At 53.5% G+C, this 16,514-nt stretch carries 13 protein-coding genes; 5 read left to right on the forward strand and 8 right to left on the reverse strand.

Annotated elements, in window-relative coordinates; translation table 11 throughout:
• Positions 1 to 26: 26 nt before the first annotated feature.
• Both TREPR_RS04940 and TREPR_RS04945 read right to left on the reverse strand, forming a co-directional pair.
• The gene (locus TREPR_RS04940; RefSeq protein WP_041611456.1) at positions 27 to 1,799 is read right to left on the reverse strand and encodes a methyl-accepting chemotaxis protein; all 1,773 of its coding nucleotides are present in this window, start codon (positions 1,797 to 1,799) and stop codon (positions 27 to 29) included.
• Between the two features lie 51 nt (positions 1,800 to 1,850).
• A complete protein-coding gene (locus TREPR_RS04945) occupies positions 1,851 to 3,086 on the reverse strand; it encodes an HD-GYP domain-containing protein (RefSeq protein WP_015707198.1) in 1,236 nt (411 codons plus the stop codon).
• 67 nt (positions 3,087 to 3,153) lie between these two features.
• Here TREPR_RS04945 and TREPR_RS04950 point away from each other — a divergent pair, with 67 nt between their 5' ends.
• From TREPR_RS04950 to TREPR_RS04960, 3 genes are all read left to right on the forward strand, one after another.
• Positions 3,154 to 5,412, forward strand: coding sequence for a response regulator (locus tag TREPR_RS04950; protein ID WP_041611024.1), 2,259 nt, complete (start codon positions 3,154 to 3,156; stop codon positions 5,410 to 5,412).
• Positions 5,413 to 5,493: 81 nt separating this feature from the next.
• Positions 5,494 to 6,099 (forward strand): response regulator, encoded by a 606-nt coding sequence (locus TREPR_RS04955; protein WP_015707200.1) that lies wholly within the window; start codon positions 5,494 to 5,496, stop codon positions 6,097 to 6,099.
• A gap of 60 nt (positions 6,100 to 6,159) precedes the next feature.
• Positions 6,160 to 7,455 carry an ArsB/NhaD family transporter gene (locus tag TREPR_RS04960; protein WP_015707201.1) on the forward strand — a complete coding sequence of 432 codons (1,296 nt, stop codon included), beginning with the start codon at positions 6,160 to 6,162 and terminating at the stop codon, positions 7,453 to 7,455.
• Between the two features lie 30 nt (positions 7,456 to 7,485).
• On the opposite strand, the gene bioF is transcribed toward TREPR_RS04960, so the two are convergent.
• The 5 genes from bioF to TREPR_RS04985 all read right to left on the reverse strand — a co-directional run bounded on the left by bioF (position 7,486) and on the right by TREPR_RS04985 (position 13,405).
• Positions 7,486 to 8,661: an 8-amino-7-oxononanoate synthase gene (gene bioF / locus TREPR_RS04965; RefSeq protein WP_015707202.1), complete on the reverse strand. Its 1,176-nt coding sequence runs from the start codon at positions 8,659 to 8,661 to the stop codon at positions 7,486 to 7,488.
• 4 nt (positions 8,662 to 8,665) lie between these two features.
• Positions 8,666 to 9,424: a 6-carboxyhexanoate--CoA ligase gene (locus TREPR_RS04970; protein ID WP_015707203.1), complete on the reverse strand. Its 759-nt coding sequence runs from the start codon at positions 9,422 to 9,424 to the stop codon at positions 8,666 to 8,668.
• A gap of 35 nt (positions 9,425 to 9,459) precedes the next feature.
• On the reverse strand, positions 9,460 to 10,812 hold the full coding sequence (bioA, locus tag TREPR_RS04975) for an adenosylmethionine--8-amino-7-oxononanoate transaminase (protein WP_201765765.1): 1,353 nt from the start codon (positions 10,810 to 10,812) through the stop codon (positions 9,460 to 9,462).
• Between the two features lie 6 nt (positions 10,813 to 10,818).
• Positions 10,819 to 11,517 carry a dethiobiotin synthase gene (gene bioD, locus TREPR_RS04980; protein WP_015707205.1) on the reverse strand — a complete coding sequence of 233 codons (699 nt, stop codon included), beginning with the start codon at positions 11,515 to 11,517 and terminating at the stop codon, positions 10,819 to 10,821.
• A 67-nt stretch (positions 11,518 to 11,584) separates the two neighbouring features.
• A complete protein-coding gene (locus TREPR_RS04985) occupies positions 11,585 to 13,405 on the reverse strand; it encodes a phosphoenolpyruvate carboxykinase (GTP) (protein ID WP_015707206.1) in 1,821 nt (606 codons plus the stop codon).
• A gap of 160 nt (positions 13,406 to 13,565) precedes the next feature.
• On the opposite strand from TREPR_RS04985, the gene TREPR_RS04990 reads away from it, so the two are divergent.
• Positions 13,566 to 13,916 carry a hypothetical protein gene (locus tag TREPR_RS04990; protein WP_015707207.1) on the forward strand — a complete coding sequence of 117 codons (351 nt, stop codon included), beginning with the start codon at positions 13,566 to 13,568 and terminating at the stop codon, positions 13,914 to 13,916.
• Here TREPR_RS04990 and TREPR_RS04995 read toward each other — a convergent pair.
• Entirely contained in the window at positions 13,913 to 14,302 is a 390-nt protein-coding gene (locus tag TREPR_RS04995; RefSeq protein ID WP_015707208.1) for a hypothetical protein, read from the reverse strand. The two genes, TREPR_RS04990 and TREPR_RS04995, sit on opposite strands and share 4 nt — an antisense overlap.
• A gap of 339 nt (positions 14,303 to 14,641) precedes the next feature.
• On the opposite strand from TREPR_RS04995, the gene TREPR_RS05000 reads away from it, so the two are divergent.
• Positions 14,642 to 16,510: a carbohydrate-binding domain-containing protein gene (locus TREPR_RS05000; RefSeq protein WP_169313404.1), complete on the forward strand. Its 1,869-nt coding sequence runs from the start codon at positions 14,642 to 14,644 to the stop codon at positions 16,508 to 16,510.
• The last annotated feature ends 4 nt before the right edge of the window (positions 16,511 to 16,514 follow it).

The following is a 16,514-nucleotide window of genomic DNA, read 5'->3' on the forward strand; positions in this document are numbered from 1 at the left end:
TTGGTAACAAGGGTACGGCCTAGGCCTTAACTTCGCAGTTCCTGTACCAGTTCCAGCAATTCCTCGGATTTACGGAGCAGGGACTGGAGCTCGCTGTCCACCTGGGTCACCATCACGTTGTTTTCCTTGGTGATGCCGCTCACATCATTGACCAGGGTGGTGATGGACTTGCTGAAGGCTGATTGTTCCTGCACCGCCTGGGCAATGGACTGAACCTGGATCATCGCTTCCTCGACTATTTTCTGGGCGGAGCTCAGGGAGCCTACGGTTTTTCCCGAAAGGTTCGTAACCTGGGAGATTGACGCTACCGCATTGTCCATGCCGGTGATATTGGTTTTGGTCAGTTTCTGCATTTCCGAGATGGAGCTTTCCACTTCCTTGGCGGCGGACATGGTTTTTTCCGCCAGTTTACGCACTTCCCCGGCGACCACCGCAAAGCCCCGGCCGGATTCGCCGGCATGGGCGGCCTCAATGGATGCGTTCATGGCCAGGAGGTTGATCTGGTCCGCGATGTCGGAGATCACGTTCATGATACTACCTATGTTGTTGGACTGTTCCCCTAAACGGGTGATATTCTCTGTCAGGGTCCCGGTGAGGGAGTGAAGGGCCTCCATGGCGCCTCCGGATTCCTGGGCCATGGAAACCCCGGCCTCAACCTTCTTATTGGACTCTTCGGATTTTTCTGCCGCCGTACCGGCGCTGTCGGTGATCCGGAACACTTGGGAACTGAGCTGTTCCACCGAGGAAAGGATATCGTTGATCCGTTCGGTCTGGGCATCCCCCCCGCTTTTTACCTTGGTGGCGCTCCGGGAAATGCTGGTTACCGAATTTTCCACATCGTGGGCGGCTTGTTCCACCTTAACGGCTATCTCCATTATCTTGGCGGTGGCCTGTTCGGCTTCCGCTGCCTTGGCGGTGGCTTCCTCTTCCTTTGCCTGTACCGCAGAAAAACTGGATTGGAGATTTTGAGACATACGGATGAAGGATTTTTGGAGCACCGTGATTTCGTCCTTCCCAGCGGCAGTAATCTGAATATCAAGCTTGCCCGAGGCCAGCTGTTCTGCGGCCTGGACGGTTTCCCGCAGGGGCTTGGTAATGGACCGCAGGGTAAAGACGCAGAGGGGTCCCAGGAGGATCACCAGCAATGCGGCGCAGCAAATTATAATGAAGATCATCTGCCTGTTAAGATCTGCGGACATGTTCTGTTCCATTTCTGTCTTGTAAGCATCGATATTGTCGATATAGATCCCCGTGGAAATCCAGATATCTGTACCGGGGATAAATTCCACATAGGCCAGTTTCGGGGCGTTCACCATATTTCCGTTGGGCCCTGGCTTGGGGAAAATAAAGGAGACAAAGCCCCCGCCTTTTTGGGCGTTTTCATAGAGTTCCCGCACATAGAGGACCCCCATAGCATCCGGGGTGTTCCCCAGGTCTTCCCCCTCGCGCTGGGGCAGGGTGGGGTGCATGAAGATCACCGTCCCCTTGTAGGTAAAGTAGTACCCGGACTGATCCTCCTCAAAGCGGTAGTCCTTGATATACTTGGAGATAATGTCGTGCTGTTCCTGGGGATCCGTTATGCCCTCTAGGGCTCTGCCCAGGGCAATTGCCATGGACTGGGTACCGAGTTTGAGCTTTTCCCGCTGTCCCTCCAGCATCACCGTTTCCGCCCGGGAAATACCCGCATCCTTAACCCCCTGGGCGGTAAAAAAAACCGTACCCATCAGGGCTACTATGGATAGAATCAAAATGGCAATGATGGCTATTATTCGTACGCCTATGGAAATGTTGCGAAGCATGGCTTCTCCTTTTTTTTTAATAATAATCCAAAAAGGAACCAGAAACAAGGGTCAGGGCGCCGGAATATCCCCCCCATCCCAGGCAGCTAGGGCTTCATCCATATCCCTGACTATCCCCTGGTCCAGAGCGCCTTTTTCCGCCATGGAGTATAGGACCGCCATGGTGTCCCGGTGATTTCGCTGGGGATGGTAGGGTCGTTCTTCGCTCACCGCCTGGTAGATGTCGATGCAGGCCATGAGACGGGAATTAAAGTCTAATTCCCCTGCCTTTTTACCGAAGGGATAGCCTGAGCCGTCCAGCTTTTCGTGGTGGTTGGAGGCCCAGGCGTGGATTTCATCAAGCCCTTCTATATTGGCAAGCAGATCGTGGGTAAGCCGGACATGGTCGGTGATGATGCGGAATTCGTCATCTGTGAGCCGGCCTGGTTTTTCCAGGATCGTTGTGGGGGTCGCCAGTTTGCCGATGTCGTGGAGGGACGCTGCCAGGTAGAGCTTTGAGCGGAGGGTGGGGGAGTAGCGGTAATGGCCGCCCATTGCCCAGGCCTTGCTGGCTATCTGGGTGGAATGGCGGCGGGTAAACTTTGACTTATAGTCAATAATACGGGTGATCAAATCCGCCAGGCGCAGGATCACCGCATCCTCAATGTCTACATAATAGGGGGAAAGGTACTGCCCGGTGCTGGCGGCGATTTGCTTGTCCCGGAGGGACTGGAGCATATCCTGGTCCAGCACGGCCAACATAGCCTTGGCGGCTTGTCCTGTGTAAAGCATCCCGGCCTGTTCTTCTATATAACTCCGGAGTTTCGGCAGCTCATCCCCGGGGTAGTTTTGCAGGCCCCAGGTAACATCCAGGTTATCTGAAATAGCGATAAGTTCCGCCTCTAGGGGGAATTCGCCGTTCCGTTTCCCGTAGGGGCCGGAACCGTCGGCCCGCTCGTGGTGGTAGAGGATAAAATCCTTCACACCAGTCTTAAACCCCAGGGTATCCACATTCCGCTGGCCTAATTGGCAGTGAAGTTTCATGTGTACATTCTGACCCGATCCGTTGCCCGAGGGCTCTCCCCGGTATTCCGCAGCGATATACTCGGTCAGGGCGTTATCGTGGAGCAGGGCGCAGCTGGTCAGGGCAAAGAGCCGGTCCTCCTCCATCCCCAGGTGCTGTCCCAGGGCCGCAGAAAGGACGGCGATCCGCTTTCCGTGGTTGGTACTTGCCCCCAGCAGTTCACCCTCTACAATATCCAGGGCTGCCCCTATGGTCTGTATTAATTTGTCCATACGAATATTCATTAAAAAAATGCTCCTTGTTCCTGTTACTGTTGAATAGTATACTACATTGTCAATGATTTTCCAAAAAATGAAGATCCCGGAGGCGCCGGACATGGACACTGAACAGCAGATCATCATGATTGTGGACGACAATATAGCCAACCTCACCATGGGGAAGAACATACTGAAGGATCTCTACCAGGTCTTTACCATCCCCTCGGCCGAACGGCTTTTCGCCATGATGGAACGGGTTACCCCGGACCTGATACTCCTGGACATAGAGATGCCCGGCATGGACGGCTACCAAACCATAAAAAAGCTCAAAGCCGATGAGAAATTGCGGGAAATCCCGGTGATCTTTATTACCGCCCGGTCTGACATGGACAGCGAGCTGGAAGGGCTGAACCTGGGGGCCATCGACTATATTTTCAAGCCCTTCTCGGCATCCCTGCTCCTGAAGCGCCTGGAAACCCATTTGACCATGATTAGCCAGCGGAAACAGGTAATTCGGGCCAAGGAAGCCGCCGAACAGGCCAACCGGGCTAAGAGTAATTTTCTGGCTTCCATCAGCCACGAGATCCGTACCCCCATGAACGCCATCATCGGCATGAGCGACCTCATGCGTACAGATAACCTTGACCTGGTACAGCAGGGCTACTTTCAGGATATCAAGAAAACTTCCAAAGCCCTGTTGCAGCTTATTAACGATATTCTTGATTTCTCCAAGATCGAAGCAGGAAAGATGGACCTGGTTCCCGTTCATTTCGATTTCCACGAACTCTTTGACCATATCTGCTCCATGAACCGTTTCCTCGCGGAAAGCAAGGACCTGGAATTCCGCAGCCTCATAGAAAACACTATCCCCCAGGCGCTCTACGGGGATGAGATGCGCTTCCGTCAGGTGATTGGCAATCTGGTCAGCAATGCCGTAAAGTACACCCGGGAAGGGTATGTATCCCTGTCGGCGTCAAGAACCGTGAAGGATGGGAATGACTACCTGGTAGTTACGGTTGAGGATTCCGGGATAGGGATAAAGAGCGAAGATTACGGGAAAGTATTCAATTCCTTCCAACAGTTTGATGCCGTAAAGAACCGGGGTATCCAGGGAACCGGCCTGGGGCTTTCCATTACCAAGGCCCTCATGGAAATGATGGGGGGTTTTCTGGAATTCACCAGTGAGTACGGCAAGGGCTCCCTGTTCACCGCTGCCTTTCCCCTGGTTCCCGGTGATCTTGCCCGGGTGGAGCACCGGGTGATCACCCAGCGGGTGCTGGCCGCAGATGATGTTTCCATCCTGGTGGTGGACGATAACTCGGTAAACCTTACGGTAGCCCAGGGCTTTCTTGCCACCCATAATATCAAGGCCGACGTCGCCGAAAGCGGCTTCCTGGCCATCGAAAAGATCCGGGCCAAATGCTACGACTTGATTTTCATGGATCACATGATGCCCGAGATGGATGGCATAGAAACCACCCGCCGGCTCAAGGCCATGGCAAAGGAAGAGGAATTTGCTTGGCTTGCCAAGGTCCCCATTATTGCCCTCAGCGCCAATGCTGTTACCGGGGCCCGGGAATCCTTCCTGGAAGCGGGAATGGCCGACTTTCTCTCCAAACCCATTGATGGCTATGAAATGAACCGCATCCTGGATAGGTGGCTTCCCCCGGATAAGCTAAAGGCAACCCACCCGCTTATCCCTGCCGACGAGCCATCGGCTTCCGGAACTTCCGCCACCCCTGAGGATTCCCTGATGAAGGAGCTTTCCCGTATTGAAGGGCTTGATCTGGTGGAGGGGCTCTCCCATCTGGGGAATAACCGGGAGGGGTATCTTAAAGCCCTCCGTCAGTTCTATGATGGTTATGAGGAATATAAGGATGCCATCCTTAAGGACCTTGAGCAGGAAGACTGGAAGGACTATGCTATACGGGTCCACGCGGTGAAGGGGGTCTTTGCCGCCCTGGGGGTACAGAAGCTGGCGAACTGGGCCTATACACTTGAGTTAGCCTCCAAGAGCGAGGCTGCCGGGACCTGCCTGGCTGAAACCGATGCCTTTTGTGCCGCCATGGACAGTTTTTGCGCCGCCCTTTCGGAAACTTCCCTGGCCGGGAAAGAGGAGGAAGGCGAAAAGACCGCCACCACGCCGGAATTTGTCCGGGAACAGCTTGAGTTGCTGAGAACAGCCTGCATAAACTGTTCCAGCGATGACGCCGATGCCATAGCGAAGGCCCTGGACAAACTCAGCTGCGGGGAAGGAACCGATATGGCTCTGAAGAAAATATGTCAATTGATCGAATCCTATGATTATGACGGAGCTCTGGAAAAGATTTCCGCCCTGACGGATTCACTGTAAGGTAAAAAAGGAGCTTGGCGAAACTGCGTTTCGCTTCGATTAGACTGCGCGGTAGGCACCGCACTAAATTAGGAGTTAATTATGGCAGAAAGAGAAACGATTCTTGCGGTGGACGACATGCCCGAGAATCTTACCGCCATACGGGCCATACTTCAGGATTATTTTGATCTTCGTCTCGCCCGTTCTGCAAAAATGGCCCTGACCCTGCTGGAAAATACCCATGTGGATATGATACTCCTGGATATTGAAATGCCCGGTATGAGCGGTTTTCAGTTTCTGGAACAGATGTACCGGGATCACCCAGGGAATAAAAAAATCCCGGTTATCTTTGTCACTTCCCACGCCAACCCGGAGTTCATAAATACTGCGGTCAATGCGGGCGCCAAAGACTATATCATCAAACCCATCAAGCCGGAGGTGCTTTTAAAAAAAATCGACACCATCATCGGGCTGCCCCAGAAAAAGCCCCAAGTGACCCCCCAGGAGGCAAAATTCCGGGAACTCCAGGAAGCCGCCGGCGCCGGGGACAGCGCCCGCTGCGAGGCGGTATTGAAGGAACTCACCGCTTTGACCGAATTCTCCCCGGAAAACATCCGTCAGCGGCTCCTGGATATAAAAACGCGGATCGCCAAATTTGATTTTGAAAAGGCAATCGAAAGGATCAACGAAGCCATCAGTTTTCTCTAAGCCCCGCAAAGTACTTGAGACGGCCCCTGTCTATGGCTATACTTAGTGCAGGAGACCTGTATGCCCCTCAAATGGATCGTGCTTATCATCGCAGTTATTATGTATGTGCTTGTGGTTATTTTCCCGGGCAAAAAATCCGTCAGCGCCCTGGGTGCCGCCCTGCTCACGGTGATCCTCGGGGTGGTAAGCCCTGGTGAAGCCCTGGGGGAACTGGTAAACTGGAACGTGCTCATGATCTTTGTGGGCAGCCTGGTGATCGCCGAACTTTTCATCTATTCACGGGTCCCCGCGGTGATCGCCGATTCAATCGTCCTCCATTCCCCTAACGTGGGGATCGCCATTGTGGCCATACTCATGATGACCGGCATCATCTCCGCCTTTGTGGAAAACGTGGCCACCGTCCTGGTGATGGCCCCCATAGCCCTGGCGCTCTGCAAAAAACTGAAGCTAGACCCCACCTACTTCATGGTGGGCCTGGCAGTGATGGCCAACCTCCAGGGCACCGCCACCCTGGTGGGGGACCCCCCCTCAATGATCTTTGCGGATTTCGCACAAAAACTATTCGGTGGCTTTGGGTTTAATGAATTTTTTGTCTTTCAGGGAAAGTTTTCCATATTTTTCGCCGTCCAGATCGGCATGATCGCCGGGGCGTTCTTTTTCTACGCCTACTTCGCCAAAAAGGGGGGTGGGAAAGTTCAGGTGGAACAGGAAACTTCCCTCAGCATGGTTCCGTCAATCCTGCTGATACTGATGATCCTGGGACTGGCGGCGGCATCCTTCGTCTTCGGGGGCATTTCCCTGGTTTCAGGGCTTTTGGTGGTGATCCTTGCAATAGCAGGACTGCTCTGGTTCAGGCTCATCCGCCGGGAAAGCGGGAGCAAAGTTCTTGAAATGATAAAGGGCCTGGATTGGGATACGGTACTCTTCCTGATCGGCATTTTTGTGGTGGTCGGCGCAGTGGCGAAGGTGGGGCTTCTTAATGATTTTTCAGTATTCCTTTCCCATGTCGTGGGGAACAGTGTGTTTTTGGGCTTCATCATTATCCTGATTGTCTCCATCCTCATTTCTGGTTTTGTGGACAACGTACCTTATATTATCGTCATGCTCCCTGTGGCGGCCCAAATGGCGGAATCTCTGTCCCTTCAGCCTTCCCTCTATATGTTTGCCCTGCTCATCGGTTCCTGCATGGGGGGCAACCTCACCCCCTTCGGTGCCTCCGCCAACATCGTTACTGTGGGGATACTGAAAAAGCAGGGGGTACAACTGAGCTTCAGCCAATGGCTTAAGATAAGCGTCCCCTTTACCCTAATCACCGTTGCCGCATCAGCGATCTTTGTTTGGGTTGTATGGAGATAAAAGTGATGAGGGAAGGGATGAATTTTTCTCTTATTTCTCGTTTCTTATAACTAGCCCTATTCGCTCTGCCGTCCAGGCCAGTTCTTCCCGGCTATGGGCCGCAGAAACCGTGATCCGCAGTCTGCTCTGCCCTGCAGGAACCGTGGGTGGCCGTATTGCCCCGACAATGATCCCCTCTTCCCGCAGGGATGCTGCGGCTTCAACTGCCTCCCGGTTACCCCCTATGATGATCGGTATAATTGGTGTTGGGGAGTCCGGGGTTTTTACGCCCTGTTCCGCCAACTTTTCTCGCATAAACGCGGCGTTGGCGCCAAGCTGCTGAACCAGTTCATCGGACTTTGAAAGTAAACTTACTGCGGCGTTAGCGGCGGCTATGGTCGCCGGGGACAGGGCTGTGGAGAAGATAAAACTCCGGGCCTTGTTGGTAAGATAGCCGATAAGCTTACTGCTGCCTGTAACATAGGCGCCTTCGGAGGCCAGGGCTTTGCTGAGGGTACCCATCTGTATGTCAACCTTGTCTGCCAGGCCAAAGTGGTGGGCAGTCCCCCGGCCCCTGCCTAGAACCCCTGTAGCATGGGCGTCGTCTACCATGAGGATCGCGCCGTATTTCTGGGCCAGTGGAACTATCCTGTCCAGAGGGGCGATGTCCCCATCCATGCTGAAGACACCATCGGTCACGATAAGCCGTTTGCGGGATGAGCCACCTTCCAGGGGGGTATCCTGGAGGAGTTTTTTTAGGGCATCGGTGTCGCAGTGGGGGTACACAATTATCTTGGCCCCCGAAAGGCGGCAGCCGTCAATAATGCTAGCGTGGTTCAGAGCATCGGAAAAAATCAAGTCCCCTTTTGTCATAAGAGATCCGATTATCCCCACATTGGCCATGTATCCGGTATTAAAGGTGAGCGCTTCTTCGGCGGATTTATAGGCCGCCAAATTCCGTTCCAGGGTTTCGTAGAGGGGGTGGGAGCCGGTGATGAGCCGGGCGCTGCCGGATCCGGTTCCCCAGCGTTGCAGCGCCTGTACTGCGGCATTGATCAGTTCCGGGTGGTGGGTAAGCCCCAGGTAGTTGTTGGAAGCCAGGACCAGGCAGGTTTTGCCTTCCGGGTCCCTGACGTGGGTGGCGTCCAGGGGGTCCCAGGTTTTATTTTCCCGGTAGAGCCCCAGGCTTTTAATTTCGTCCAAGCTGTTCTGTAGAAAAGAAAACATCCCCTTAATCCTCCCCGGAAAAAACCAGAACCGCCCTAGTTTCTAAATACAGTTTTAATGCGTCAATATCACTGCCCGGGTGTATGAAAAACACCCGGCCCCCCCGGGGATCATTTAGTGCTTTGAGTTTAGTAATTCTGTGGTAGAGTCCTTTAATCGCCACATAGCCTGTAACATATTCAGGATCATCGGACCAGCAGAGTTCAGCCAGGGTTTCCGGGGCGGATAGTACCTTGGAGGCAAGTACCAGGGCTTCCCGGGTATGGGAATTGTCCAGCCCCTGCCGGGAAAGCCAGGCGCCGAATGTAGCTTCATTCTCAAGGTCCATGCGGGAAACCCGTACGCCCCGGTTTCCACCGGGGTCAAGCCGTTCCCCGGTGACGGCGTCCAGGAGCATGGCCCCCCGCATATTGCTGTGCAGGGCAGTGAGGGCAGTAAAGGCCCGGTCTACTGCCTGGGCCTTTACTCCTGCATTGACAAGGAATTCTCCGGCGTGTTTCCGGCCTTCTTCGTAATTGGCGGCTTCCCAGGTTTCGATGGGGAGCCCAGGGATTCTGGTGATTTCATGGTCATCTATGCCTTCTATGGTCAGCCGGATAAAATCAGCCTTGCCCTTGGTATGGGACAGGGCCCGGCGTATCATTTCTGCGGCGGTCTTTTCTATCCGGTCTTCCTCAAGCAGCCGTTCAGCCCCTGAGATATGGGCTCCCCCTGATTCGTGGGACCCCCCTGCTGCGGCACGCATACGGACACTGTAGAGCATTTGTCTGTCCTCCCGAATTTAGATACTTAATTTCCCTATGCGCTGAATGGGAAAGCCAGGATGATATTTTTAAACAGCGTTACTGAGCGGTCAATCTCCGATTTAGTAATCGTCATGGGCGGGTTAAAGTAAAGCACATCCTCTAGGGGCCGCAGTAAAAGCCCCTCTTTAAGGGCGGCCTTGTAAATTTGGTAGCCCGTCCGCTGTGCCCCGTCAAAGGCCTCTTTTGTGTCCCGGTCCTTCACCAGTTCCAGGGCATTGATGAGCCCTATATGGCGTATCTCCCCCACATGGGGATGATCCGCGAATACCTTGGCCAGTTCGCCGTGCAGGTATACTGCGGTTTCTGCGGCCCTGTCCAGTACCCGGTCCCGTTCCAGGATTTTCAGGACCGCTATGGCCGCGGAGGCCGCCAGGGGATTGCCGCTGTAGGTGTGGCTGTGCATGAACGCCCTGCCCTGGGCATAGTCGGCGTAGAAGGCGTTGTAGATTTTTTCCGTGGTCACCGTGATAGCCATGGGGAGGTAGCCCCCGGTGAGGCTTTTGGAGATACACATAATATCCGGGCTTATGCCTGCATGATCGCAGGCGAACAGTTTTCCTGTGCGCCCGAATCCTGTGGCTATCTCGTCAACAATCAGGTGTATCCCATAACGGTCACAGGCAGCCCTGAGTTTTTGCAGGTACTCCGCCGGGTATATACGCATCCCCGCCGCGCATTGCACCAGGGGCTCAACGATAAAGGCGGCGGTTTCCCCGGCGTGCTTTTCCATAAGGGCTTCGGCCTTTTCAAAACATTGGGTCCCGCAGCTCTCCCGGGTCTTGCCATAGGAGCAGCGGTAACAGTCGGGCCCCTCCACCCGCAGTACATCCAGGAGCAGGGGTTTGTAAATTTTTGAAAATATGTCGGTTCCCCCGGTAGAAAGGGCCCCCAGGGTCTCGCCGTGGTAAGCTTCGCTCAGGGCCATGAAGCGCTTCTTTTCCGGCTTTCCGGTCTGGTAGTGATACTGAAAGCTCATCTTCAGAGCGCTTTCTACTGAAGAGGATCCGTTGTCAGCGAAGTTGAATTTGCTAAGTCCCGGGGGTACAATCGCTGCAAGACGCTCGCATAACTCTATGGCTGGCTCATGGGAAAAATTGGCGAAGATAACGTGCTCCAGTTTGTCCAGCTGCGCCTTTATGGCTTCGTTAATCTCAGGGTTACAGTGCCCCAGGAGGTTACACCACCAGGAGCTGATAATATCGATGTATTCTTTGCCATTGGTATCGTAGAGGTAGAGGCCTCGGGCGTGATCCACCACAATAGGCGGCAGTTCTTCGTAATCCTTCATCTGGGAACAGGGGTGCCAGATATGGCGCAGATCCCTTTCCTGCAATGGGTCCATCATTACTCCTTAAAAGAGCGCCCCTAGCAGGGAATCGCTAATAGTGATAGTTTCGGCATTTTCTTCTATACAGACCAGTACCGGCAGGCCTGTGAGTTTTTCTATCGTAATTTTATTGTCTTCATGCAGGGTGTTCCCAGGCAGGAAGCGGTTGATGATAAAGCCCCTGACCCGAAGACTTAAATGTTCAGCGTAGGAGGCGGTGAGGACAGCTCCGTTGATACCCCCCAGCGCCGGGGGGACCACGATCAGGATATCAAGGGACAGGGCTTTGATAATATCCGTGAGCATAATCTGTTTTTCGCCGTCCATGCGTATGGGGCAGACAATGCCCCCGCTCCCCTCGGCTACCATGTAGTCATGCCGGGCCGCCTGGGCGGTGTAATCGGCGCGGATCTTTTCCAGTTCCGCAGGATTGCCTTCGATTTGCGCGGCCAGGTGGGGGGAGTAGGGGTGTTCGTACACATAGGACACGGTTTCCTCTGCCGGAGTTTTCAGTCCCGCTATGCGCCGCACATATTCTGCGTCCCCGGGGATGAGCCGGCCCTGCTCTTTTTCCGCGCCGCTCAGGGCCGCCTTGTAATACCCCGCGTCGAGGCCCCGCTGAAGGATGCCCTTCAACAATAGTGCGGAGACAAAGGTTTTCCCCGTGTCGGTTCCCGTAGCGCTGATAAAAATACCCTTAGTTTTTTTCGTGTTTGAAGTCATTAATACTGAGTATAAACCTAAAAAAAAGGGGTGGAAAGGTCATTTCCACCCCTCTGTTAAAAATTACTTATGCGTTAAGCCGTTTTTCGATGGCGTCCAGTTCCGAATACAGTTCCTTGGGGAGCTTGTCGCCGAACTTAGGATAGTGGTTCTGCCGCACGTCGGCAATTTCCTTTTTCCAGCCTTCGATGTCCACGTTGAGGATCTCCTTCATGTCCGCCTCGCTTACCCCCGCAGGGCGCTCGATAGCGTCCGGTGTGGGGAGTATACCGATGGGAGTGTCCACGAATTTACCCTTGTTGTCACAGCGGTCGAAGATCCAGGCCAGGACCCGGGAATTTTCGCCGTACCCGGGCCAGATGAATTTGCCCGCATCATTTTTGCGGAACCAGTTGACGAAGAATATCTTGGGCAGCTTGGACTCGTCGTGGGTCTGGCCCAGTTTGATCCAATGCTTGAAGTAGTCCCCCATGTGGTAGCCGCAGAAGGGCAGCATGGCAAAGGGGTCCCGGCGTATGGTGCCGGCCTGAACGTCCAGGGCAGCGGCGGTTACTTCGGAGCCCACGATGGAGCCCATGAACACCCCGTGAATCCAGCTTTTGGCCTGGTTTACCAGGGGGATGGTCTTGGGACGGCGGCCGCCGAAGAGGAAAGCGCTGATGGGCACACCCTTGGGGTCCTCCCACTCGTCGGCAATAGCCGGGCACTGTTTGGCCGGGCCGGTGAACCGGGAATTGGGGTGGGCCGCGGGTTTCTGGTCCTTGTTGCTCTTGTCCTGGACCCAGGGATTGCCGTTCCAGTCGATGAGTTTTCCGGGAGCATCGTAGCCTATCCCTTCCCACCACACGTTTTTGTCCTCCGTCAGGGCGACGTTGGTGTAGATGGTGTTGCTCTTGATGGTATCCATGGCGTTTTTGTTGGAGTCGTTGTTGGTGCCCGGGGCCACGCCGAAGAAGCCCGCTTCCGGGTTGATGGCATAGAGCCGGCCGTCTTCCTTAAACTTCATCCAGGCGATATCGTCGCCCACGGTCTGTACTTTCCAGCCCGGGATGGTGGGGATGAGCATGGCCAGGTTGGTCTTGCCGCAGGCCGAGGGGAAGGCGCCGGTGATGTACTTTACTTCGCCCTGGGGGTTGGTGAGCTTGAGGATCAGCATGTGTTCCGCCAGCCAGCCTTCGTCCCGGGCCAGTACCGAGGCGATGCGGAGGGCCAGGCACTTTTTGCCCAGCAGGGCGTTTCCGCCGTAGCCCGAGCCGTAGGACCAGATTTCCCGGGTTTCCGGGAAGTGGGAGATGTACTTTTTGTCCACCGGGGCGCAGGGCCAGACCCCGTTGTCCTTTTCGCCGGCCCCCAGGGGCTTGCCTACCGAGTGGTAACAGGGTACGAAGAAGCCATCGGGTCCTAAAACATCGAGTACTTTGGTCCCTACCCGGGCCATGATGTGCATATTGGCCACCACGTAGGGGGAATCGGTGATTTCCACCCCGATTTTGGCAATATCCGAGCCAACCGGGCCCATGGAGAAGGGGATTACGAACATGGTCCGGCCCTTCATGCTTCCTTTATAGAGGCTGGTCATGTTTTTTTTCAGTTCCGCCGGGTCAATCCAGTTGTTGGTGGGCCCCGCATCGTCCTTGCTTTTGGAGGCGATATAGGTCCGGTTTTCCACCCGGGCCACGTCCGAGGGGTCGGACCGGAACAGGTAGCTGTTAGGCAGGATTTTCTCGTTCAGCTTGGTCGCCAAACCGGCGTCCAGGGTGAACTGGATCATCCGGTCATATTCGGCCTTGCTGCCATCACAGACCTCAACAGAGTCCGGGGTCATCAGGGAAACCGCGTCTTCAACCCACTTTTTGAGGCTGGCGTGCTTTAGTTCTTGGACTTTCATGAATACTTACTCCTTAATGTAGGCGGCTTTTAACCGCCAAGTAAAATCGGAAGGGAACCTACGGTTCCCACTACTCCTTGCAAATGTAATTAATTAAAACTAGTTATTTCCTTCATTATAAAAGAATATGGCAACTTGTAAAAGTGGGTGATTTTAATATATGCTATATATTATGATTATCGTGGGTATTATTGTATCCTTGGCCATGCTGGTGGTGATTATCCGGTTCGCCCTTTCCAAAAAGACCGAAAAGCTGGTGCGCTTGGCCTCAATTATCGCCCTGGGGCTTATCGTTCTTGCAATCGTTTTCTGTTTGATCATGATCGCAGCTGGGCCTAAGGAAGTGGAAGAGGAAGTGGCCTTCACCGCCCTCCCCCCATCCACGCCGGTAGCAGTGACGAATACCGGGGCCGTGTATTTTCTTATTTTTGGGATTGTGGTGGTGCTTTTTTTGGGGTTTATTATCTTTACGGCCATGCGGGATCAGAAAAAGGGCAAAAAGAGCCTTTAGGCCACCAGATTGACCAGGGCCCCGGTTGGGGAAGGGGGGGCAGGGTTATAGGGTAGGGCCACACTGGCCGCCTGGGCCTGGCGTATCTGGTTCCTGTACTGGTCGATCAGGGCATCGATACGCTCGTCGGAAGGATCCGTATCCATGGCGGGCTCGGGCCGCCGTTTGATCTGGGAAAGCTGTTCAATGAGCACATCCAGGACCTTGAGCCGGCTGATGGCCACGCCCCGGGTCCCTTCTGGCGCAGGAACCCCGGAGACATGCTTAAAGTGGGAATATATGTAGCTTCCGGGGGATACGGGCAAGGACATTCTGCCCCCCCGGGATGCGCTGATTGCGTAGCCGATACTGGGAATTGCGGTGTTGGCTGAAACCCCGAAACTCATACTCTGCTCCTTCCCTTTGAATATCGGATAAGCAAGTGAAAGTATTAGCAAAAAAGTTTAACCCCGCTCATACCGAAGGGCGGTATTTGACAAGTACTACCTGAAGCGGTAAAGCAAGATAAGGGGGTATAAAAAAGTGTGTAAAAAATGCACAGAATGTGAAGTATTTACACATTTCACCCTTGGAACTGCCTTGGGAATCCCTTCATTTTGTGGAAATTAACAGAAAATGAGCTTGGCACAGTTCTTGCTTAATCATTATAGGAAAGTGAAATATAAAGGAGCAATACTATGGTCGGCTTTTTGAGAACAAGGAAAATTGATTCCCGGGCAAGGAGTTTGAAATGGACATTTTCCGCGGTTTTATCGGTTTTGCTCTTGATCATGGGATGCGACAATTTAGCGGACAACACCCCGGAAAACAATAACAATGATGGTGATCAGACCTATGTCGGCGATACGACCGAGGCCGGAGATACAAGCGATGCCGGAGTGTGGGATGGGGTTGCGGACACTGAATTTTCCACCAATACAGATGCAGCTGCCATACTGGCTGCTATATACGCGCTGGAGGCCGACTCAGGGGATTATGAATCGGCGGTACCGGATTCTGCCAAAGATACCACCGTCCCCGCTGTTTCCGATGCGGCGTCTATCGTTCTTGATGACGGACATAGTACAGTAACTCCCAACGATTCGGTAGGAATAACTATTGATGACACGAACAATATCATCACCATCACTGCCGAAGGTACCTACGCATTGTCTGGCAGCCTTTCAGACGGACAAGTGATCGTCGATGTGGACAAAAATGTGAATTTGATTCTGAATGGGGTCAATATCACATCTTCAAAAGGCGCGCCCCTGGCCTTGTTTGGCAAAAAGAAAAAGATCATAAGCCTTGCCGAGGGTACGCAAAACACCCTCACCGATGCAGCGGCGTATACCAGTTTTTATAAAGATGACGAACCGAACGGAGCGCTCTTTTCAAAAAAAGCGCTCACCATTAACGGCAGCGGAAGCCTTACGGTAAATGGCAATTACAACAATGGTATTAGCTGCAAAGACAACCTGAAAATTCTTGGAGGAACTATCACAGTTTCCGCAAAGAACAATGCGCTGAAAGGTAATGATTCTGTGGTCATTAAGGGCGGGGATATAAATATTACATCCGACGCGGATGGTATCAAGTCTGATGCGGACGATGAAGGCGCGGGATATGTCTATATCAGCGGGGATGCAAAGCTCTCAATACGTTCGGCGGAAGACGGCATACAGGCATACCGGGCTGTGCATATTCTTGAAGACGCCGTGGTAAACATTAGATCCGGCGGCGGCACAACGAGTAAAACTACGGGATACGACGGTGATACCAGTTGCAAAGGTATAAAGAGCGACCTTGATTTGCTCATTGAAGACGGGACATTCAATTTGGACTGCCTTGATGATGCAATCCACTCAAATAATGGGGTACTTATTTCCGGGGGAACCTTTTCAATTAAAACCGATGACGACGCAATACACGGCGATTCCCTTGCAGTTATCAACGGCGGAAATATCTCAATTACCAAATCATACGAAGGGCTTGAGGCGGCAAAGGTGGTTGTAAACGGCGGTACCATCAATATGACCGCCTCTGACGACGGCATAAACGCTGCGGATGGAACCTCTACTACTCCCATGCAGCGTCCCGGACCTGGCGGAGGACCGGGCTGGCAGCCAGGACAAGGCGGTATGGCCGCAAATACAAATTGCGCCATCACCATAAATGGTGGAAATATAACGGTGAATGCCGGGGGCGATGGCATTGATTCCAACGGAAATGTCTGGATTTCCGGAGGCTTCATAGTTGTTCACGGGCCTACTTCCTCCGGGGACGGCGCCCTTGACTCGGATGGGACATTCTTCATAGACGGCGGCGTCCTGCTTGCGGCAGGCTCTGCGGGTATGGCTCAAAAGCCCTCAACCACTTCAACACAATATAGCCTGGCTTTCACATTCAGCGGCAGGAAGAATGTCGGAACCCAGGTTGTAGTTAAAGACTCCAAGGGTGAAACAATGGCGGACTACACTGGGGCTAAACAGTTCCAATCACTCATAATCAGTTCCCCGGATTTGGTGAACGGGGGGGTATATTCGGTGTATATAGGGAATGCCCTTTCAAAAACCTTTACAGTTTCCAGTAAAGTGACGTCCGTGTCTTTGTGACTGA

This window comes from Treponema primitia ZAS-2 (assembly GCF_000214375.1).
Taxonomy (GTDB): Bacteria; Spirochaetota; Spirochaetia; order Treponematales; family Breznakiellaceae; genus Termitinema; species Termitinema primitia.